The sequence below is a fragment of the Paenibacillus peoriae genome (genome assembly GCF_022531965.1).
GTDB classification, from domain to species: domain Bacteria; phylum Bacillota; class Bacilli; order Paenibacillales; family Paenibacillaceae; genus Paenibacillus; species Paenibacillus polymyxa_D.
The window spans coordinates 4,885,478-4,906,226 of record NZ_CP092831.1 but is presented as its reverse complement, the minus strand read 5'-3'; the positions used below and the strand labels follow the sequence as shown (position 1 = coordinate 4,906,226).

The window sequence follows — 20,749 nt, the reverse complement described above, 5'->3', positions numbered from 1 at the left end:
GTATTGAAAGAATTAAGTATCCATAGAAAGAAAAATAGAGAAGGTAGAACCACGGCCGTAGTGTGACCGTACTTTGATGTACCCACCCTCCGCAGCGATGATTTCTCTAGCTAAAAACAGTCCAATCCCGACACCCTCCTGCGAGTTAACAGTAGGGGAGCGATAAAAGCGGGTAAAGATCTTCCCTTGTTCTTCTTCTGCAATGCCTATGCCGCTATCAGTAATATCAATTCGACAAAACAATTCGTATGCCATCACTTTTATATCCATGCTTCCGCCTGTCTCTGTATATTTTATAGCGTTATCCATAATGTTATAGACAGCTTCACTGGTCCACTTTAGGTCAAAATAAGCATGAATAACGGTGTCCTCCCTAATAACTGAAATCCCTTTGGCATCTGCTTTTGGCGTTATTTGCTCCAGTGCAGCATCAAGGAGCTTATGAACAGATTCTTGCCTTGGCGCTACCGTGATAATCCCCGTTTCAAGCCGCGATGTTTTCAACAATGCCTGGATTAGGAAATTAAGCTTTTCGGCCTGTGTTGATAGAGCTTTCACACAAGTGGAGGTATCCTGTGATAGTTCGTATTCGCTAAGTAGTTGGGAATAAAGCAGGATGTTGGCCAATGGTGTTTTCGTTTGGTGTGAAATATCGGAAATCAGCTCATTTATTTTATTCTTTTCAGCAAGCAGATTTTTGGAGGACACGGAACAAATGGAAAGAAATCTCACGAATTTAGCTTCTATTGAAGAAAGAACGGATTCATCAAAGACATCCTCTGAGAAGCTGCCATTTATCGCGGCATCCAGCATGTTCTCAATGGTTTTCATTGTTTTATGGATGCTCCTGCGATACAGCATAATAGCACCCACAGCGGTGCATACAGCAACAACGGCAATTCCAATACATATATATAGGAGTGTTGTCATTTCAACGCCCATGTGTAGCCCAGCCCATAAACCGTTTTAATATATTGTGGGGAAGAAGGATGATCCTCGAGCTTGTCACGTAGCCTTTTTATCGTAACCGACAAGGCATTTTCACCTACATATTCAGCCCCGTCAGTCCAGATGCTGTCTATTAAATGATCACGCGAAACGGTATTTCCTCGATTGTTGATTAGAATGCGCAACAATTTTTGCTCCGTTTTACTTAGTTCAATCGGTATATCATTCTTATTAAATTCCATCCTCTCAAATGAGAAGGAAAAATCACCTAGCTGAATGGAGTCTGCAAGCGAGTATTTGGATTTCTTAAGCTGAACACCAACTCTTGCTCTCAGTATCATCAGACTGAAGGGTTTGGTGATGTAGTCATCAGCACCCAGCTCAAGACCAGTGACAATATCTGTTTCCATATCATTCGCAGTCAGAACAATGACTGGTAAAGCTTTTGTTTTACGTATATGGGTTAAGAGGTCGAGTCCATTCCCATCCGGCAAGTTTACATCAAGTATCACTAGGTCAAAAGCAGTGATGTTCAATTGTTCTTTTGCAGCAGCAGTGTCATACGTTTGTGTAAATACGTTGTTAGGTTCTTTAAGAGCAAGAACAATACCGTTACTCAAGGCGATATCGTCCTCGACGATTAGTATGTGATTCATCATTCTCCTCCTGTTTTTTTGGTCCATCAAATTAATGAAACCCCAATTCCAATATTTTCTACAGTAATGAAAGAAAGGGCAATCCTAAATATTCCATCTGTATTTTACAGGATATTGCTCTTATTTGCTCATTCGCTCTTTAGACTATTCAGGTTTTGCTAACACCTTTCTTGATATGGTTTATTCATTGCAAAAAAATTTGACAGATACAATATCACTGATATAATTTATGCTAGTTGATTTTGATAATCATTATCATTATTGGAGGGGAGGACAGGGCCGAAGCTTGGTACAGGTTATTGGACAGGCTCCCTTAGTTAGAGATGAAATTGCGCTATTTAATACTGGCTTTTCTGGTACTGGCTTTCGCCTCGGTTTTTATTGGTGTTCATGATGTAACTCCACTTGATTTGTTCCACTTAACCAACGATCAGGCGCAGGTACTCCTGATTAGCAGATTCCCACGATTGATCAGTATCATTATCGCAGGGGCGAGTATGAGTATCTGTGGATTGATCATGCAGCAGCTTACCCGGAACCGATTTGTTTCTCCCACCACTGCAGGGACGATGGATGCGGCACGATTGGGTGTGCTGATGGCTATTATGGTGTTTGGAGCAGCGGGATTTTGGACGAAGATGCTGACGGCTTTCGGATTTGCTCTAGGGGGAACACTGATTTTCATGAAAATACTGGATAAAATCCGTTTCAAGGACCCGGTATTTATCCCGCTTGTCGGCTTGATGTTTGGAGGTATTTTAAATTCGGTAACGACCTTTTTTGCTTACAAATACAATCTGATCCAGGGCATTTCTTCGTGGATGCAGGGGGATTTTTCTCTAATCATGAGTGGTCGCTATGAGATGCTATATCTTAGTGTTCCTTTGGTTGCGCTGACGTACATATATGCGAATCGTTTCACAATTGCAGGCATGGGCGAGGATTTTGCGGCGAATTTGGGCGTACATTACAAGCGCACCGTCAATGTCGGGTTAGTGATCGTGGCTTTGGTTTCCTCTGTTGTCATCTTAACGGTCGGGACAATTCCCTTTTTGGGGCTGGTTGTACCTAATCTCGTCAGTATGTATATGGGGGATAATCTGAAAAAAAGCCTGGCCCATACAGCGATCTTGGGCGCCGTCTTTGTGCTGTTTTGCGACATTCTGGGACGGGTGATCATTTATCCGTATGAAATTTCTGTAGGGCTTACGGTGGGTGTGATCGGGAGCGCGTTGTTCTTGTATTTGCTGCTGAGGAGAAGGGCCTATGAATCCTAAATTAAAAATCGGCATATTAGCCGCTGCCGCGCTTGTGTTGATTGCTGCTTTCGTGTTTATAGATCTTCCGCATACCTGGCATTACGCGCTGCCACGACGATTGAAAAAGATCGCAGCTTTCATTCTGACAGGTGGCTCCATTGCTTTTGCAACCGTTATTTTCCAGACGGTTACGAATAATAAGATTTTGACTCCGGGTATTATCGGCCTGGATTCACTGTACATGCTGATTCAGACGACGATTATTTTTGCATTTGGCTCCGTCCCGTTGATTTCGACCAGCAAAGAATTAAACTTCTTGCTGTCGGTGGGGCTGATGGTGCTGTTCGCAGGACTGCTATACAAATTAATTTTCCGCAAAGATGGACGTGGGATTTATGTACTTTTGCTGATTGGTCTGGTGTTCGGCACACTATTCAACAGTCTGTCTACCTTTATGGAGGTACTGATTGATCCAAACGAATTTGCGAAAATCCAGGACAAGAGCTTTGCCAGCTTTAGTAATGTAAACACCGAACTGTTATGGCTTTCTGTATTCGTGCTTGTGCTCGTATTTGCTTATGCGTGGAGATTCATCAAGTATCTGGACGTGCTGTCGCTCGGACGAGAGCATGCGATTAATTTAGGTCTCCCTTATGGTTTTATTATCAAAAGGCTGCTAATTATCGTAGCGATTCTCATTTCCATTTCTACAGCGCTTGTCGGGCCGATTACGTTTCTCGGATTAATTGTGGCCAATGTGGCTTATCAGGTGATGAAAACCTATCAGCATCGTTATATTATTCCGACCTCTATCTGTGTCAGTGTTATTGCGTTGGCAGGATGCCAACTGCTGGCAGAAAGAGTATTCGACTTATCGACAACAGTCAGCGTCATTATTAACTTTATCGGGGGGGTGTACTTCCTGTACCTTTTGCTGCGGGAGAATAAGTCATGGTAGAAGTCAAAAACGTAACCAAACGCTACGGGAATAAAAATGTGGTGGATCAGGTATCTGTCACTGTACCTAAAGGCACGATTACCTCCTTTATTGGACCTAACGGCGCTGGAAAAAGCACCTTGTTGTCGATGATCAGTCGCCTGACTGACAGTGATGAGGGAGAAATCCTCATTGACGGGCAGGCCGTGAGCCTGACGAAAAGTGAGGAGCTAGCTCGGAAGATATCGATTTTAAAACAGACCAACGATGTCAACATCCGCTTAACCGTGAAGGAACTAGTCAGTTTCGGTCGTTTTCCGTATTCCAAGGGCAGATTGAACAGCGAGGATCGCAAAATGGTGGAGCAATCTATGGCTTACATGGGACTGGAGGATATGAAGGACAAGCATATTGATTTGCTTAGTGGGGGACAGCGACAACGGGCTTTTATTGCCATGATTTTGGCTCAGGACACAGAATACATCCTCCTGGATGAGCCACTGAACAATCTGGATATGAAGCATTCGGTTCAGATTATGAAGACGTTGCGTGGTTTAGTTGATGATCTCGGCAAAACGATTCTAGTCGTGCTGCACGACATTAATTTTGCATCCTGCTATTCAGACTATATTGTGGGGATGAAGGATGGCAGGTTGCTAAAACAAGGAACGGCAGACGAGATGATTGATAGTCAGGTATTAAAGGACTTGTACGATATGGATATTCCGATTCAACAGATTGGTGACCATAAAATTTGCGTTTATTTCACTTAGGGGGAATGTTAAATGAAGAAAAATATGATGTTTTTAACGCTGATGCTTGCATTGGTACTGATCGCGTCAGCCTGTGGCAAAGCAGCTCCGGCAACACAAGAGACGACTGGAAACGGCTCCTCTGCTGCAACAACGGAATCCAAAACCATCTCGGTCAAACACGCACTGGATGAAAACCCGGTCCAAGTCAAAGTTAACCCCAAAAATGTCGTTGTCTTTGATTTTGGTTCATTGGATACGCTCGATAAGCTGGGTGTTGACGTTGCGGCAGTGGCGCAGCAGGATCTTCCTACGTATTTGAGCAAATATAAAGATTCCAAATATGCAAGTGCGGGCACGCTGTTTGAACCGGATTACGAGAAAATCAGTGATCTGTCTCCTGAACTGATCATCATCGGCGGCAGACAAGCTGATGCATATAAAGAGTTGAGCAAAATTGCACCGACCATTTCGATGGCGGTAGACACCAAGGATTATATCCATTCCTTTAAGAAAAACGTTGAAACACTGGGGCAAATCTTCGACAAAGAGGATGCTGCCAAGCAGGAACTGGCTGCGATTGATAGCTCCATCAAGGGCGTACATGACAAGGCTGTAGCGAGCAAAGCTAAAGGACTGATCGTGCTGACAAATGAAGGAAGCCTGAGCGCATATGGCTCACAATCCCGTTTCGGTATCATTCATGATGCTTTTGGCGTAACCCCTGTAGATCCTGGCATTAAAGTATCCACGCATGGACAAAAGGTTTCTTTTGAATATGTACAGCAAAAAAATCCGGATTATATTTTTGTCGTTGACCGTGGGGCTGTGGTGGTCGAAGAAGGCAAGGAACAGGTTACAGGCAAACAAACCATGGAGAATGAACTGGTGAAGAAAACCAATGCATTTAAAAACGGTCATATTGTATACCTTGATCCTAACTACTGGTACCTATCAGGTAATGGTCTGGAATCCGTATCTGAAATGATCAAGGAAATTGATGCTGCACTGTAATAAATACATTCACATCATGGAGGACTGTGTAGGATGAAAGGTCATGTAGATGAAATTCCATTAGATGGGTACCTTGTGCACGTTTATACACCTCCCATCTCCATGAATCATAATGAGCTGTATCCGGTGCTGTATGTGCAGGATGGCAGCTCTTTATTTCTAAGCGGGTTGGATGAGCTGGAAAGAGGTTTTTCTACGGGAGAGCTGCCCCGTGTGGTGCTGGTGGGTATTCAGCCCGTAAATCGGCTGGATGATTATACGCCTTGGAAGGCAGCTGCTTTAGTAGAAGGAAGACCTACTTTTGGTGGTGGTGGAGATGCCTATCTGGCGTTTGTGGTTACAAAAGTAATGCCATACGTCGAGGCAAAATATCCAGTGCATACTGGAACGGAGCATACGGGCATTATCGGCGCCTCATTGGGCGGATTAATTTCCATGTATGCCGTCTTCCAGTATAAGGACGTATTCGGACGCGTCGGTTCTATCTCAGGCTCGTATTGGTATCCGGGTATGATTGATTATATGCAATCTGCATCATGTGCAACTGTGAGGGATGGGACACAACGCTTTTATATATCTGTCGGGACCCGTGAAGGTGAAGGAAAGACGAATGTACAAAAAGATATGGTTCCGCTCACCCTCCAGGCATACGAGTTGCTGCGGACACAGGGACTGGATGCAAAAGATGTGCTTCTTGAGCTGGATCAGGATGCGGTACATCGTGTGGATTGTTTTCAGCGTCAATTTCCTAAGGCCGTTCAATGGCTGTTCGGATAGCATGAATGGAATACAAATCTCATACAACAACCTCTAAGGATTGGAGAGCGTGGAGTCTCTATGTCTTTGGGGTTGTTTTTTTCGTATAATAGAGAAATATTGAAAATTTAAAGTTATACGTTATTGGAAGTGAGGGGAGCATAAATGAAAAGAAACCGCCTAGGATCATCAGATTTGCTGGTAGGTGAGATTGGCCTGGGATGTATGTCGGTCGGTACGGAGGAGCAGCAAGCTGTTTACTTGATTCATGAAGCGTTGGATAAAGGCGTAAACCTGTTGGATACGGCCGATTTGTACCAGCACGGACGCAATGAAGAAATTGTGGGTGCAGCGATCCGTGGACGGCGACAGGATGTCATCCTGGCGACCAAGGTCGGCAATCGGCGTCTACCGGGGCAGGAGGGCTGGGGATGGGACCCATCCAAGAAATATATTCTGTCTGCTGTTAAAGAGAGCCTGAGCCGCCTGGGAACGGACTATATCGACCTGTATCAGCTGCATGGAGGGACAATTAACGATCCGATAGACGAAACCATTGAGGCTTTTGAGCAGCTACAGCGGGAGGGCGTCATCCGTTATTATGGTATTTCCTCCATTCGCCCGCACGTCATCCGTGAATATGTCAAACGCTCGAATATCGTTAGTGTTATGAATCAGTATAGTTTACTGGACCGACGTGCAGAGGAAGAGGTACTGTCTTTGCTTCAGGAGCGGGGAATCAGCGTGATTGCACGTGGACCCGTAGCGAGCGGTGTATTGGCTGATAAGGGGGAAGAAAAGGCAGCGAAGGGATACCTAGACTACGAAGAAGCAGAGCTGCTGGACGTGCGTAAGCAATTAAAGGCTTTTGCAGGGGCGGACCGTAGTATGGGGCAGACAGCTATCCGTTATAGCCTTTCACATCCGACTGTCGCTGCTGTGATCCCGGGTGCAAGCTCTTTGGGACAATTGGAGCATAATATTTCTGCTGCAGATATTGCACTGCTAACTCAACAAGAGCGGCAGGCGCTACAGCAAATTAGCCGAGCCAATCGTTATGATGCGCAATACCGCTGATCCCGGCAATGATGGGACAAGTGTCAAACATGTACCCGTCCCAGTTGCAATTTATAAAAGAACCATTACAATATAAGAATAAGCTTCCGTTTATATAATTCCATATGTGAATATGGAGATGTTTTGTAAATACAACCTAGGAGGGACTAACGAATGGAACGCATCGAATCTCAGCAGCAATATCAGGATTTAATTAACGGTGACGGTCTGACCGTCGTGAAATTTGATACAACCTGGTGTCCGGATTGCAAGACACTGGATAAATTTATGGACGGCATTATAGAAGAAAACGCGGATAAGCGTTTCTTTGCGCTTGATGCGGAGAAATTCCAGCCGATTGCCGACGAAAATCAAGTGCGCGGCATTCCGAGTCTGCTCGTGTTCCGAAATGGCGAAAAAATTGCTCATTTGCACAGCAAATACGCTAAAACGCCAGCTCAAATCTCGGAATATTTGACTACGCTGGAATCCAAACAATAATCAGAACGCATGATAGGGATCGTTCAGTACGATCTATCCTTTCTGCAAAATAGTAAAAGGGATATCCAAGGCTGATCATTCAGATCCTATGGATATCCCTTTTTAGTTAGTGGTTATCGGTACCAAACAATGGCTTATAAAATAATGAAAAAGAACACAGCCGCCAGCACGAAGCGGTAAATGGCGAACGTAGTCAGACTCAAGCGTTTGAGCAGACCGAGGAATGTTTTGATCGCCAGCATCCCGACGATAAAGGAAGTAATAAAGCCTGCTGCGAACACCGGAAAATCACTCATAGACAGATGATCCATACTTTTAATCATATCAATACCCGATGCACCCAGCATGACCGGAACCGATACGAGGAATGTAAATTCCGCGGCTGCCGTATGACTTACACGTGCGAATAGGCCCCCAGACATGGTTGAGCCTGAACGGGAGAAGCCTGGCCATAGAGCTAGGACTTGGAACAGACCGATGGTAAAAGCCTGTTTGTACGTGATCTCATCCAACGTATGTGATCTAATGGGCGGATGAAATTTCTCGGCCGCAATCATCAACAGGCCTCCGATGACTAAACTATAGAGAACCGTTTCAGGACCAAACAGGTATTGCTTAATTACATCACGGAACAGTACGCCAATTAGCCCAGCTGGGATCATGGCTAAAATAATATGTAACAGGTTTAGACGTGGCTGACTCGAGATTTTGCGTCTGAAATCAAACAGGCTCAGGAATCTGCGCCAGTATAATACGACGACTGCCAGCACAGCACCTAATTGCACGATAACCTCAAACGTTTTGACCGTATCATTCTCTGTGTTTAATCCTAGAAGATCAGCCGTGAGGATCATGTGACCCGTCGAAGAGACCGGCAAAAACTCTGTCAGCCCTTCAATAATTCCCATAATAATAGAAGATAAAATATCCACTTTACTAGCTCCTCCTTACACGCGTGCAGGGCAAACGACCTAAGCCGTTTGCCCTGGAGATATGTCATTTCAGTAGGAGTGAACACAAGTGTCAAGTGCAAAGATAAACGCTCAGGTCACACGGTTCATTCCCGGGAAGAAGTGTCCGATTCTGCTTCCAATTCAGATGCGGGGGATGTGTAGTGTAAAATAATCTCCACCCGACGAATACGATTTTTACCCATTTCACGAATGATAAATTTCACATCTTCTTCTATGAATTCCTTGCCCTGTCTAGGTTCCGGAACCCGGCTATACACCCACCCTCCGACAGTATCCACGTCTTCATCGTCCAATGTCAAGCCAGTCAGATCACTCAGATCGGAAAGCATCACTTTACCATCCATCAAATAACTGTTCTCCGTCAGTTTCTCGATTTCCTTCCGTTCATCCTTATCAAATTCGTCCCGAATTTCGCCAACAATCTCCTCCAAAATGTCCTCGATGGTAATAAGACCGGAGGTTCCACCGTATTCATCGACCAGGAGAGCGATATGAACCTGCTCCTTCTGCATACGTTTCAGCAGTGTGTTGACGGGGATAACTTCCGGAACGGTCAAGATCGGTTGAATCAGGCTGTCGAAAACAAGCTCGGGATTGCGATCATACTCAAGGAATAGCTGTTTGGTATTAATCATACCAATGATCTGATCCTTGCTATCTGTCGCCACCGGAAAACGGGTATACTGCTCTTCGTGAATAGTCAGCATGTTTTCTTTTAGCGAGCGATTCGTAAACAAGCATACCATATCTGTACGTGGCACCATAATTTCTTTGGCAACGGTCTCGTCAAAAGCAAAGATACGATTTACGTAGCCATATTCGGTGTTATTGATCTTACCACTTTCCACGCTTTCGGACAAAATGATCTGAATTTCTTCCTGAGAGTGCGCTTCTTCATGCTCACTAGCCGGTTGAAGACCAAACAGACGAACCAGACGATTGGCCGAGCCGTTAAGGAGCCAAATAAACGGATACATAATCCGGTTAAACCACACGATGACTGGAGAGGTTAACAAACTGACAGCTTCCGCTTTGCGGATCGCCAATGTTTTGGGAGCCAGTTCGCCGATCACCACGTGCAGGTAAGTTACAATGACGAATGAAATAATAAAGGCCAGGATATGTGAAAAATCCCCATTGATGTTGAGCTGTTGAAAGAGAGGCTCCAGCAATTTGACTACGGTCGGTTCACCGAGCCAGCCGAGTCCCAACGCTGTAATCGTAATACCAAGCTGACAGGCGGACAGGTAGCCGTCCAGATTATTGACGACCTTTTGTAGCGCCAGTGCGTTTTTACGGTTCTCCACAACCAGCTGATCGACCCGGCTGGAACGGATTTTAATAATCGCAAACTCGGTAGCCACGAAGAAAGCACTAAATAAAATCAACACCGCAAACAAAAATAGACTGACACCTATACCCATATAATTTTCACTCATCCCTTTTTCGTTCAATTTTTTTAAGGAACTCCATTTTAAGTTCACTTGAACTTATTTTAAGAACTTAAAAGAAAATATACAAGGTTCATATGGAATCGTAGCAGGTCGCCTACCTCCAATTTACACAGAAAATAAGGCATAATAGAACCCGCACGTCTCATTGCTTCACTTTACAAGCCTAGTTTGAGGGCGTATGATGAGTTCAAATGAACTTGAAATGTAATAAAGGGAGGAAAGCAGATGGAGTCTTTTACCCTTACTCGTCGTGATATGGCCCATTTGCTGCTGGCCATGGAAGGTCGCCGCGAATTGCAGCCTTTGGCCGTTCTGCAGGACGCCTGGAGGCGCACTCATGGCCATCTCGCCCGCTCCGGGAGCGCGATGCCGACATTTTTATACACCGATGTGACACCTGTGCTAGATAAAATCATCAAGGGAAAGCACAGCGCAGCCTTTTCGCTGCAAGAGATTGTTTCCCTGGGGCAACTAGTCGAGTACAGCCATGTGTCACTAGCATCTATGCAAAATTGGGTCAAACGCGACTTCAAGGAATTTCTCGGCGCTCCGAAGATCGGCAAAAAATACTCGGTCAACCAGGCAGCTATATTGCTCATTGTAGAAGATTTAAAATCATGTCTTGATTTTGAATCCATTCGTCAGCTATTTCATATCCTGTTCCAACAGCCCGAAGATGATACGGACGATCTGATCCAGCCGGTTGATTTGTACGCCGCATATTCAACTTTGTTTGAGGAGCTGGATGCGAACGGAGACCAACTGCTCGATGTTGCTGGTGCAGGCTATGTAAAGGATAACGGAGATTCCGTTACAGTACAGCAGCGTCAGGAAGGTGCGACAGAGGAGTTGCTGGTTCAGGCGGCTGATCAATACACCAGTCGTTTACAGCATTTGACCCCTAACCAGTGTGAAGCAGTGCGTAATACTTTGCTGGTGGCAGCAGTAGCGGTGCAAAATAGTTATTTTTTGTCCATGGCACGTCGGTATGTGAATGCGACGTTGTTTCTGGACTTCCAAGGGTAAATCAGGATTGGCATTAGAAGCCAATCCTATTTTTTTACTCTTTTTAGAGGATTGTCTACCCTTTTGGAGACTGAAAAAGTATACAAAAGAGGTATATACACTAAAACGCTGTCAAAGATACAATAAACATATATAATCCAGCAATTGGAAAAACTTTGAATATCTCTTCCAAAGCATCTGGATACACACACAGGAGGTAATGGCATGTCCGATGTCTCCATCATCATTTGTACCCGCAACCGGATCGAAGACCTGACACGCTGTATACAATCTATTGCAGTACAGCAGCAATTGGAGCATACGGCTGTAGAACTGCTGATTGTTGATGACGGCGATATTTCCGACCAACAGATCGAGCAGTACCGTCACATGGTATCCGGATTGCCTCAAAGCGTTTTGAAATATTATAAAAAAAGTCGTCCCGGCGTTTGGTTATCTCGCTATGAGGCCTTGTCCCTTGTGCGGTATGATATTGTGCTGTATTTTGACGATGATGCAGAACTGGACGATAAACTCTATATCCGGCGCTTGCTCGATACCTATGATCAGGATAAAACGATTGTGGGTGTTGGAGGGATTGCAAAGGGATTACATTCGAGCCGGGCAGGAAAGCTGCTGGGCGTTTTGACATTTCAGATGTCTTCATCCCTCGGCAAGCTCTCGCCTAGTAGTCTGGCAGGTTCTTTGCTGCGTTGGGGCGAAGCAACTGAGGTTTTCGATACAGAATTCTTTCATGGCTGCAATATGTCCTTTCGTAGGGATGCGCTTCGGGATATGAAGCCGTATCCGTGGATGACCAGTTATGCTGTGGCTGATGATTTGTACATGTGCCAGTTGGCGAGCCGTTACGGCAAATTGGTTATCAATCCTGACTTAACCATTATTCATCATGAATCTCCAAGCTCGCGCGATAAGGCGGGCAAAGTAGCCAAGGCTACAGCGATTAACCACTATTATTTTCTTGCCTTGAAAAAGGCTGGAGTGATTCAGTATGGAGCCCTTTTATGGACCTTATCCTACTTGATGCTCAAAGAAACGCTGCGTCGCAATTTTAATGCCGCAGATGGATACAAGCAGGGGGTGTTGTTCATTCTGAACCCGCGCAAGCAAAAATATAACGAATATTTAGGCCCGGCGGTTCAGTAATCTGTTTTTTTACACATTGACAGGATAAAGGGGGAGTATGATGTTAAGCTTGTCCATTGCTCTGTGCACCCGAAATCGGGTTGACGATCTGACCCGATGCATCAATTCAATTGCCATTGGGGGAGCACCGGAGGCATGTGAAACCGAGCTATGGATTATTGATGACGGAGAACTGCCGAAGCATGTGCTGGAACGCTATGAGCGTCAGTTGGGCAGAGCAGGAATTACCTACCGATATCATCGTAAGGAGCAGCCGGGATTATGGTTATCTCGTGTAAAGACAGCTGAACTTGCGCAGGGTGACATTATTTTGTTCCTTGACGATGATGTTGAGTTGCCGAGCAACTATTTAAATGAGTTGATGCGTACCTATGAAGCTTACCCGCAGGCTGCTGGTGTCGGCGGTATTGCACAGGGAATGAGTAACAGCTTCATGGGAACGATTCGATGCTTGCTGTCATTCCAGCAGTCTTTGTCCAAAGGGAGGTTGTCCCTCAGCGGTCAGTCCGGCTCGATGTATAACTGGCATAAGGCCAAGAAGACGTTTAGAACCCAGTTTTTTCATGGCTGCAATATGTCATTTCGCCGTGAGGCGATTCGCAGTCTGGAGCCGGTACCTTGGTTGCAAAGCTATAGCGTAGGCGAGGATCTGTTACTTTCGCGCATCGCAATGAAAAGCGGTCCGTTATACATTAACCCGGCGCTTACGCTGCTTCATCACGAATCGCCGTCCTCACGCGACAATATGGAGCAGGTTACTTATATGCGTGTGATGAATCATATTCATTTACTGCGTGATGAGGGATCTGGGCCGATTGGTTATGCAGCGCTATACTGGACGACGTTGTATCAGATTTTGAGAGAAAAGCCCAAGAAAAATCATACTGCCATTCAAGGCTATAGAAGAGCGTTGAAAGCAATCTTTTCAAGTCCAAAGGAGCTTGTTGGCGGGGGGCAGTTGCCTGAACGCAATTCCAAAAAAACGGTAGGCTGATGGAGGTGCGTCAAAAGACGCGATGCGAGCATAGAGACGAGAGGCTTAATAAGGAACAGGAGTTGGACGTAACATGAGCACATGGACAGCAGCAAGGAAAGTATTCACGGGTGACAGTCTCGCCAAAACGATCATGCGCACGAGCTTTAACAATTTTTTTGTGCTAATCGTTACGACCCTGACTTCCATCCTGACCGCACGTATGCTCGGAGTAGAGGGGAAAGGAGAACTGGCGGCAGTTCTGTTCTGGCCTACGCTGATCGGCAGTGTGTTGAGCTTCGGGTTACCAACGTCGTTAATTTATAACATCAAGAAGAAAACAGGCACGACGGAAGAATTGCTGGCGTTGTCGCTCTGGATTCAGTTGCCTGCCAGCTTGTTGGCAGGAGCGGTGGCCTGGATATGCATGCCGCTGTGGCTGAATGGTTATGGTGCGGACATCATCCAACTGTCCCAGCTTTATTGTGCGGCAGCCATACCGCTGGCAGTGCTTACAGCGCTGACGACAGCATTGTCGCAAGGGCTGGATCGATTTAGCGTATATAACGGCCTGTTGTTTTACTACCCACTACTGAATTTCATCGGTCTGGTGACACTGTGGCTGATGGGCTTGCTCAATGTGCAACTGGCTGGAGCAGTGAATTTTGCCGCGAGTTTCCTTGCACTAGTGTGGGCGTTCCTCCGTTTGCGCAAGTATATGAATTTGCGTACTTTCCGCCCATTTACCAGCCGCCAAGTGCTTCGTCCTTATTATAGCTATGGAGCGAGGGTTTACGGGATGGAGTTGATGGGGACGCTGTCCACACAAACGGACAAAATCGTTATTGTGGCACTGCTATCACCCAAAGCGTTCGGCCTGTACTCTGTCGTCTACGCCTTGTCTCGTGTGTTCAATGTAGTGCAAAATGCCGTCACTAACGTTACCTTTCCAAAGGTTACGGGAATGGAGCACAGCAAGATTGTCGAAACGGTAGGACGTGCTTTTCGCATCTCTATGGCTGCGATGCTAATCGTCATTGTGCCTGCTCTCTTCATTGGACGATACATGCTGGGTTTGCTGTACGGCCCCGCTTTTCTGGAAGCATCGCTAACGTTCTACCTGCTGTCACTGGAATGTATCATTGGTGGCGGCTCATGGATTCTGGCTTCGGCCTTTAACGCGCTGGGGCGTCCGGGACTGGTATTGTTCCGGCAAATTGTAGCCTATGCGATCACCGTCGGTCTGTTTTTTATTTGTACACCGATCTTCGGTCTGGATGGCATTGCGATTGCTTTGCTTGTAGGCGCTTGTGTTCGGTTGGCGTTCTCACTGTTCTCGTTCCCCATGTTTTTCAATGTTCCGCTATCACGGATCATTTTTGATAAAAGTGATATTACATTTGTCATTCAGACTATACAAAAGAAGCGCAGGAAGGGAGAACTGAAAGATGCCGAATTTGCATCCCATGGCTAAACTGAAAAACAAGCTGAGCGTCATTCTCGACGTAGTCCCCCAAGGTTCGAATATCATTTATGTCGACTATCCCGTCTATAATAACGGTGGGGATGTACTCATCATGAAAGGCACTGAGGCGTTCTTCAAGGATAATGGCATCCGTGTCCGTGCCCGTTATAGCGCCATGGATATTCCCGATCAGCTTCAAATCCCGGGTGACTGGATTATCGTGTGTCACGGCGGCGGCAACTTCGGCGATCTCTATTCAAATCACCAAAATTTGCGGGAACGCATCGTTCGCGATTTCCCTAACCACCGAATTGTGATTATGCCGCAAACGATCCACTTTCAATCTGAACAGAAGGCTAATGAGGTCGCTGCCCTGTTTAATGCTCACCCGGATCTACATATGTTTGTGCGGGATACTCGCTCTTATCAGTGGGCTAAGGACAAGCTGAACCAGTGCAGTATCACACTATGTCCTGATATGGCTCACCAGCTCTGGCCATTGAAGCCGACTACGGAAACGGTGAAGGATGTATTGTATTTCCTGCGGACTGATATTGAAACGGTGGGTGGACAAAAGAAGTTCGATGACGAGGCAGATGCCGCTCACCGTCTGGACTGGGATACTTTGTTCACTCCGCTGGAAGTGAAGGGAATTGTCTATTTCCAGAAGTTTTACCGACTGGATAAGAAAATCGGCGGCCCGTTGCCCACGCGTACATTCTGGTACAAGTACACAGATCATCTCATGAACAAAGCGGTTACCCTGTTCAGCTCTTACCGCGAGGTTCGCACTTCACGGCTGCACGGTCACATTCTGGCCTGTCTGCTTGATATGCCGCACGTTGTCATTGACAACTCCTACGGCAAGAACTCGCAATATTATAATACCTGGACACACCCGAATCCAAAGGCGAAGCTGTTTAGTGAAGCTCCAAGTGCGTTGGAGCAGCCATCTTAATAGTAAGAAAAATTATTTTCAAAAGCCTCCTGATCATTGAAATGATTTAGGAGGCTTTTATATAGAGACAAAATCATTTAATGTGATAAATAATAAAGGCAGTGTATATTTAATGACTTAATCTAAAAGAGTAGGACGCCCCCGTAGAGGTCTTTATTGCGCCAATTTCCCCCCAAAAAAACGTCGCTTTATTTTGACAATTCATTTCATGAATAGATATAATTTATGGGATAAAACTTGCAGAAAACCGGGAAATCCCACAGTTTTTGCACCGCATCACATATTACATGGCAGTACATCACATGAAAATATATTTATTTTAATGAATCGAGGCTGACGAATGAGTAATCAATCGATGGACATGCTTCTCACGAAGGATATCGTGCGTGAAGGGGAGTCTATTTTGCGTACGAAGGTTGATCCGGTATGCTTGCCACTATCTGAAGAGGATCTTCAACAGATGCAATGGATGCTGGATTATCTGAAAAATAGCCAAAATGAAGAGCTGGCTACCCGCTATGAACTGCGCCCGGGTGTGGGGTTATCTGCAAACCAGGTAGGTTTGAACAAAAGAATGTGCGCTATTTATTATGAAGATGGAGACAAAACGGTAGAGTATGCGTTGTTTAATCCGAAGTTAGTCAGCCACTCCACGTCCATGATTTATTTGGAGCAGGGTGAGGGGTGCTTGTCGGTAGATCGGTACGTAGCCGGATATGTACCGCGTTACGAAAAAATTCGTATTAAGGCCACTTTACCAGACGGAACACAGGAGCTATTGACGTTCAAAGGTTATGCAGCGATTGTTGTACAGCATGAAATGGACCATTTGGATGGTATTATGTTCTATGACCGTATCAACCCGGAAGATCCGCACAAGCTACCGCAGGGAGTGCATATCGAACCTTTTGTACGTAAATAGTTTAGGAATCGTAAAGTGTGGTGACTCTGTTCGCCACATTTTTTAAATTTTGCAAAAAACATAGATATAGAGGTTACGAAGCATTAAACTGGATACATACATATAGGTCGAGATGGAGGATGTGAAAACACGCAAAAAAATGTAAGCGCTTATCTTGTGGGAGGGATGGCATGAATCGTGGAGTATGGCTTCTGATGAGTAATATGCGTATGCGGAATAAGCTGCTGTTCTCCTACGTACTAATTGTCATGATTCCGGTGCTGGTGGTTGGCGGCTGCGTTACTTTTTATTTGCGAGAACAGGCATTGAATAGTGCAATTGCCCAGACGGTAAACAATGTGGAAAAGATCAAGAGCCAGACGGCAAATTTACTGCGTGTGCCAACGGATATTTCAAATGGGCTCATGTTCGATAAAAGGCTGAGGGAGATGGCGAACCGACGGTATCCGGGTATGGTAGAGCTGATGAATGCGTATCATCAATACAAGGATTTTAATGAGTACACTCAGCAATATAGAGAGGTTGCTACCATTCGGTTCTATTCGTACAATCCGACGCTTGTCAATAATCTGGAGTTTATTCCAGTGGACTCTAACATTGAGCGGCAACAGTGGTTCCAGACGGCATTGAAGGGGACGGCGATTAACTGGTTTTACATTCAGGATAAGGAAGATAATCCGGTTAATCGCCTGAGCCTGATACGGCAAATTCCATTTCCTGAATACAATACCAAGGGAATTCTGATGATATCGCTGAGTCAGACCGAGTTGAATCATATGCTGAGCAAGGAGCCTTTTGAAACATTGATTACGGATCGTAACGGGATTGTGGTCGCAGCTACTCGCCCGCAGTCGGTGGGGCAGACGTTGGGCGATTTACATTTGGGCTTTGATGTCCAGCGTGCGGGTAAGGGGATATATGAAGCGAAAATCAACGGATTACCCTCCAACATCATTGTGGATGAGCTGCTGCCCGCCTCCAGTGTGAGCGGATTTACGATTATTTCAGTGTTTTCAACGGAGCATATTGTACAGGGAGCCAATCGAATCAGTCTGATTGGTGCTTTATGTGTCCTTGCAGTGCTGATTATGGCACTGATTCTGATCACCATCATTTCCTGGCTGATTACCAAACGCCTACAGCGGTTGAGCTATGAGCTGGGTAAGGTAGCCGCGGGCGATTTTCATGTGGTATCGAGTGTGGAGGGAAGGGACGAGATCGGGGATTTATCCCGCCGTTTCAACTATATGGTGAGTAGTATTCGCCAACTCATGGCGCAGGTCTATGAGACGAGTGAGCACAACAACAGGCTGGAATTGGCACAAAAGGATATCAAGTTAAAAATGATGGCCAGCCAAATTAATCCACACTTTCTGTTTAATGCATTAGAATCTATTCGAATGAAAGCACATCTGAATGGGGAAGCGGAAATTGCAACGACGGTGCGTTTGCTTGGCAGGCTGATGCGCCGGAATCTGGAGATTGGCAGTGGTAAAACGACGGTACTACAGGAGCTGGATATGGTGCGATCCTATTTGCAAATTCAGCAATTCAGATTTGGAAATCGCTTGATCTATGAAGTGAATTTGGAAGAAGATGCGACGGACATGTCGATTCCTCCCTTAATCATACAACCGCTGGTGGAAAATGCGGTCATTCATGGACTGGAAAATAAGGAAGAGCCGGTTACCGTGAAGGTAAATATTGCAATAGAACAAAGAAAGTTGAAAATTAAAGTAGAAGATGACGGGATCGGCATGGAAGCTGGGCAACTGACCCGTCTGCTAGCTCGGATCAGGGGGACGGATGAGCCGGAAGGGAGCAGTATTGGCCTGCGTAATGTACATCAACGTCTGACATTGATGTATGGTGAACGTTATGGATTGCATATTGAAAGCGCATTACAAGTAGGAACAACCATATACTTTTCCATACCAAGGGAGGAAGAGTCGAATGTATAAAGCGATGATTGTAGATGATGAGCCTGCGATTCGTGAAGGATTGTCCTCCATTATTGACTGGGGGGATTGTGGCTTCCGTATTGTCGATACGGCAGGGAATGGACGTGAGGCTCTGGATAAGTTCGGAGAGCATCGACCGGAGCTGGTCATTGTAGATATTCGTATGCCCGGGATGAGTGGACTGGAGGTTATACGTAGTATACGTGAAAAGAACGGGGAGCCGTATCATTTTCTCATATTAAGCGGATATGCAGACTTTGATTATGCACGGCAAGCCATGGGCTTCGGAGTAGATGGCTATCTACTGAAGCCAGTTGATGAGGAAGAAATGACGTCAGAGTTGAAACGGGTACGGCAAAACATTGAGGACGAGAAAGAAGACGGCAAATGGGGAAGTCCACCTTCCCATGAGCGTAATTGGATCGAAGCGCTATTGTTTCCGGTTCATCGTGAGCATGCTCGCAATGCTGTGGAAAGCAACGATTCTCTGCACAAAGCATCCAAGCAAGCTGAACATCAAAGAGGTAACGAAAAACTTGGGCAACAGCCCGCGTTACCAGCGTTGGACTGGAGTAGCTATCAGATTATTCTGCTGGATTTGCGTATACCTGACTGGGATCGGCAAGTCCGGCAGTCGGCAGCAAAGCAGCGGCTAACAGAAATGTGCCATGAGCAAGGCAGAGGTATCGTGTTTGAGGCTGGAATATATATGGGTCTTTTGCTTCCCGCCACGTTAAAAACGGAGAAAGATGCTGTTCAGTTACTGGCTGCTTGGCGACAGGAGCTAAAGGCGTGGGCTACGGAAATTTATGCGGCTGCCGGTGATCCTGTAGCCATTCTTAACGACATTCCCAGATCTTTTGAGCAGGCACTGCGATTATTGGAGCGTACGTTTTTGTTCCGGGCAGAAAGAGTCATGCTTCCTGGAGACCTACACGAACTGGAGACAGTCGAGACTGAAATGAGTGGAGCGTCTGATAGTACCACAGATGATCCCATACGTTATGCAGAAAAGCTGTACTATGCGCTAGATATGGCTAATAGTGAAGCTGCAACCCGTGTCATTAAGGAAATGGAAGTCCAATTTCCACGGATTTATCGCACAGAATCCGCAATCAAGGCTGCGTTCGCCCAAACATTCACACTGGCGTTGAACAAGTATGCAGCCGGACAGGATCACAGCCGAACCGTGCTGGAGGAGCACTCCAGCTTTATAACCGATGTATATGCTTATTCCACATTGGGCGAGCTGGTGGATCACTCGCTGGAGCATGTGTTGCAATGGATTGGACAGACTGATCCCGGTGGCAAGGACATCATCATGAAACAAATGATTGACTTTATACATAGTCATTATGATGAAAATTTGCGGCTGGAGTTACTAGCAGATATGTTCAATTACAATAGTGGCTATTTGGGCAAACTGTTCAAAAGTCATACTGGCGAGGGCTTTAATGCCTACTTGGATAAAGTAAGGATTGAGCGGGCAAGGGAGTTGCTTGCACAAGGAATTAAGGTGCACCAGGTGGCGGAACGCGTAGGGTATGCGAATGCAGATTATTTTCATAGTAAATTTAAAAAGTATGCTGGAATGTCACCTTCCTCCTATCGTAATCGGGTTCAAAAGGACGGAGGAACAGAGGGCTGTTGATAGAATCCCTAGGTATAACGCCATGAAGTCTCTCTTGCAGATGTCGGAGGTACGATCTCCGAACGAAGAGAGACTCTTTTTTTATGGTGAAAAAACAGATAGATCAATCGAAAATGTCACATTTATTATGGAGTTTAGGGCGTTTTCATCAAATCGACATCATTATGACACAACTTTGACACGATGTTCACATTTTCGATTCTATTTCATTTAAATTTATTCTATATAATGGGGATAATCTGAAGCCGGATCATGATAACCATAGTGAAGGTAGTTGGGTGAGTCATTTTTCTAAAAAGTGACCGCTGCATATGTAAGAATGTGAATACTATCACAAATG

19 protein-coding genes are annotated in these 20,749 nt (G+C 45.6%); 15 read left to right on the top strand and 4 right to left on the bottom strand.

Annotation, left to right across the window (positions count from 1 at the left end):
* Positions 1-12: 12 nt before the first annotated feature.
* Together MLD56_RS21810 and MLD56_RS21805 are read right to left on the bottom strand one after the other, a co-directional pair.
* Positions 13-930 carry a sensor histidine kinase gene (locus MLD56_RS21810; protein WP_029519273.1) on the bottom strand — a complete coding sequence of 306 codons (918 nt, stop codon included), beginning with the start codon at positions 928-930 and terminating at the stop codon, positions 13-15.
* A complete protein-coding gene (locus tag MLD56_RS21805) occupies positions 927-1,604 on the bottom strand; it encodes a response regulator transcription factor (protein WP_029519271.1) in 678 nt (225 codons plus the stop codon). The genes MLD56_RS21810 and MLD56_RS21805 overlap by 4 nt, the downstream gene beginning before the upstream one ends.
* Before the next feature lie 323 nt (positions 1,605-1,927).
* Here MLD56_RS21805 and MLD56_RS21800 point away from each other — a divergent pair, with 323 nt between their 5' ends.
* The 7 genes from MLD56_RS21800 to MLD56_RS21770 all read left to right on the top strand — a co-directional run bounded on the left by MLD56_RS21800 (position 1,928) and on the right by MLD56_RS21770 (position 7,879).
* On the top strand, positions 1,928-2,881 hold the full coding sequence (locus MLD56_RS21800; RefSeq protein ID WP_029519270.1) for an ABC transporter permease: 954 nt from the start codon (positions 1,928-1,930) through the stop codon (positions 2,879-2,881).
* Entirely contained in the window at positions 2,871-3,821 is a 951-nt protein-coding gene (locus MLD56_RS21795; RefSeq protein ID WP_029519268.1) for an iron chelate uptake ABC transporter family permease subunit, read from the top strand. The genes MLD56_RS21800 and MLD56_RS21795 overlap by 11 nt, the downstream gene beginning before the upstream one ends.
* A complete protein-coding gene (locus MLD56_RS21790; RefSeq protein ID WP_029519266.1) occupies positions 3,815-4,573 on the top strand; it encodes an iron ABC transporter ATP-binding protein in 759 nt (252 codons plus the stop codon). Before MLD56_RS21795 ends, MLD56_RS21790 begins: the two co-directional genes overlap by 7 nt.
* Positions 4,574-4,585: 12 nt before the next feature.
* Entirely contained in the window at positions 4,586-5,566 is a 981-nt protein-coding gene (locus MLD56_RS21785) for a siderophore ABC transporter substrate-binding protein (protein ID WP_029519263.1), read from the top strand.
* 33 nt (positions 5,567-5,599) lie between these two features.
* Positions 5,600-6,343, top strand: a complete 744-nt coding sequence (locus MLD56_RS21780) for an alpha/beta hydrolase (protein ID WP_029519262.1) — start codon at positions 5,600-5,602, stop codon at positions 6,341-6,343.
* Between the two features lie 144 nt (positions 6,344-6,487).
* Positions 6,488-7,399: an aldo/keto reductase gene (locus MLD56_RS21775; RefSeq protein ID WP_029519260.1), complete on the top strand. Its 912-nt coding sequence runs from the start codon at positions 6,488-6,490 to the stop codon at positions 7,397-7,399.
* A 153-nt stretch (positions 7,400-7,552) separates the two neighbouring features.
* Positions 7,553-7,879, top strand: a complete 327-nt coding sequence (locus MLD56_RS21770; protein WP_025721930.1) for a thioredoxin family protein — start codon at positions 7,553-7,555, stop codon at positions 7,877-7,879.
* 134 nt (positions 7,880-8,013) lie between these two features.
* On the opposite strand, the gene bacA is transcribed toward MLD56_RS21770, so the two are convergent.
* Both bacA and MLD56_RS21760 read right to left on the bottom strand, forming a co-directional pair.
* Positions 8,014-8,811: an undecaprenyl-diphosphate phosphatase gene (gene bacA / locus MLD56_RS21765; RefSeq protein WP_029519259.1), complete on the bottom strand. Its 798-nt coding sequence runs from the start codon at positions 8,809-8,811 to the stop codon at positions 8,014-8,016.
* Positions 8,812-8,936: 125 nt separating this feature from the next.
* Complete coding sequence (locus tag MLD56_RS21760) at positions 8,937-10,307, bottom strand: hemolysin family protein (RefSeq protein WP_029519258.1); 1,371 nt, start codon at positions 10,305-10,307, stop codon at positions 8,937-8,939.
* Positions 10,308-10,532: 225 nt separating this feature from the next.
* On the opposite strand from MLD56_RS21760, the gene MLD56_RS21755 reads away from it, so the two are divergent.
* From MLD56_RS21755 to MLD56_RS21720, 8 genes are all read left to right on the top strand, one after another.
* The gene (locus MLD56_RS21755; RefSeq protein ID WP_029519256.1) at positions 10,533-11,333 is read left to right on the top strand and encodes a DUF1836 domain-containing protein; all 801 of its coding nucleotides are present in this window, start codon (positions 10,533-10,535) and stop codon (positions 11,331-11,333) included.
* 204 nt (positions 11,334-11,537) lie between these two features.
* Positions 11,538-12,479 (top strand): glycosyltransferase family 2 protein, encoded by a 942-nt coding sequence (locus MLD56_RS21750; RefSeq protein WP_029519255.1) that lies wholly within the window; start codon positions 11,538-11,540, stop codon positions 12,477-12,479.
* Positions 12,480-12,519: 40 nt separating this feature from the next.
* Positions 12,520-13,473 carry a glycosyltransferase family 2 protein gene (locus MLD56_RS21745; protein ID WP_029519253.1) on the top strand — a complete coding sequence of 318 codons (954 nt, stop codon included), beginning with the start codon at positions 12,520-12,522 and terminating at the stop codon, positions 13,471-13,473.
* A 73-nt stretch (positions 13,474-13,546) separates the two neighbouring features.
* Positions 13,547-14,926 carry a lipopolysaccharide biosynthesis protein gene (locus MLD56_RS21740; RefSeq protein WP_029519252.1) on the top strand — a complete coding sequence of 460 codons (1,380 nt, stop codon included), beginning with the start codon at positions 13,547-13,549 and terminating at the stop codon, positions 14,924-14,926.
* Entirely contained in the window at positions 14,901-15,875 is a 975-nt protein-coding gene (locus tag MLD56_RS21735) for a polysaccharide pyruvyl transferase family protein (protein ID WP_029519250.1), read from the top strand. The genes MLD56_RS21740 and MLD56_RS21735 overlap by 26 nt, the downstream gene beginning before the upstream one ends.
* 340 nt (positions 15,876-16,215) lie before the next feature.
* Positions 16,216-16,797 carry a peptide deformylase gene (gene def / locus MLD56_RS21730; protein ID WP_023990342.1) on the top strand — a complete coding sequence of 194 codons (582 nt, stop codon included), beginning with the start codon at positions 16,216-16,218 and terminating at the stop codon, positions 16,795-16,797.
* Positions 16,798-16,967: 170 nt separating this feature from the next.
* On the top strand, positions 16,968-18,758 hold the full coding sequence (locus MLD56_RS21725; RefSeq protein ID WP_029519248.1) for a cache domain-containing sensor histidine kinase: 1,791 nt from the start codon (positions 16,968-16,970) through the stop codon (positions 18,756-18,758).
* A complete protein-coding gene (locus tag MLD56_RS21720; RefSeq protein WP_029519247.1) occupies positions 18,751-20,409 on the top strand; it encodes a response regulator transcription factor in 1,659 nt (552 codons plus the stop codon). The genes MLD56_RS21725 and MLD56_RS21720 overlap by 8 nt, the downstream gene beginning before the upstream one ends.
* Positions 20,410-20,749 lie beyond the last annotated feature (340 nt).

Coding starts and splice junctions, on each gene's coding strand:
- MLD56_RS21750 (WP_029519255.1), top strand. CDS start 11,538: ATGTCCGATGTCTCCATCATCATTTGTACCCGCAACCGGATCGAAGAC.
- MLD56_RS21805 (WP_029519271.1), bottom strand. CDS start 1,604: ATGAATCACATACTAATCGTCGAGGACGATATCGCCTTGAGTAACGGT.
- def (WP_023990342.1), top strand. CDS start 16,216: ATGAGTAATCAATCGATGGACATGCTTCTCACGAAGGATATCGTGCGT.
- MLD56_RS21780 (WP_029519262.1), top strand. CDS start 5,600: ATGAAAGGTCATGTAGATGAAATTCCATTAGATGGGTACCTTGTGCAC.
- MLD56_RS21720 (WP_029519247.1), top strand. CDS start 18,751: ATGTATAAAGCGATGATTGTAGATGATGAGCCTGCGATTCGTGAAGGA.
- MLD56_RS21790 (WP_029519266.1), top strand. CDS start 3,815: ATGGTAGAAGTCAAAAACGTAACCAAACGCTACGGGAATAAAAATGTG.
- MLD56_RS21810 (WP_029519273.1), bottom strand. CDS start 930: ATGACAACACTCCTATATATATGTATTGGAATTGCCGTTGTTGCTGTA.
- MLD56_RS21725 (WP_029519248.1), top strand. CDS start 16,968: ATGAATCGTGGAGTATGGCTTCTGATGAGTAATATGCGTATGCGGAAT.
- MLD56_RS21770 (WP_025721930.1), top strand. CDS start 7,553: ATGGAACGCATCGAATCTCAGCAGCAATATCAGGATTTAATTAACGGT.
- MLD56_RS21740 (WP_029519252.1), top strand. CDS start 13,547: ATGAGCACATGGACAGCAGCAAGGAAAGTATTCACGGGTGACAGTCTC.
- MLD56_RS21755 (WP_029519256.1), top strand. CDS start 10,533: ATGGAGTCTTTTACCCTTACTCGTCGTGATATGGCCCATTTGCTGCTG.
- MLD56_RS21775 (WP_029519260.1), top strand. CDS start 6,488: ATGAAAAGAAACCGCCTAGGATCATCAGATTTGCTGGTAGGTGAGATT.
- MLD56_RS21795 (WP_029519268.1), top strand. CDS start 2,871: ATGAATCCTAAATTAAAAATCGGCATATTAGCCGCTGCCGCGCTTGTG.
- MLD56_RS21745 (WP_029519253.1), top strand. CDS start 12,520: ATGTTAAGCTTGTCCATTGCTCTGTGCACCCGAAATCGGGTTGACGAT.
- MLD56_RS21800 (WP_029519270.1), top strand. CDS start 1,928: ATGAAATTGCGCTATTTAATACTGGCTTTTCTGGTACTGGCTTTCGCC.
- MLD56_RS21785 (WP_029519263.1), top strand. CDS start 4,586: ATGAAGAAAAATATGATGTTTTTAACGCTGATGCTTGCATTGGTACTG.
- MLD56_RS21735 (WP_029519250.1), top strand. CDS start 14,901: ATGCCGAATTTGCATCCCATGGCTAAACTGAAAAACAAGCTGAGCGTC.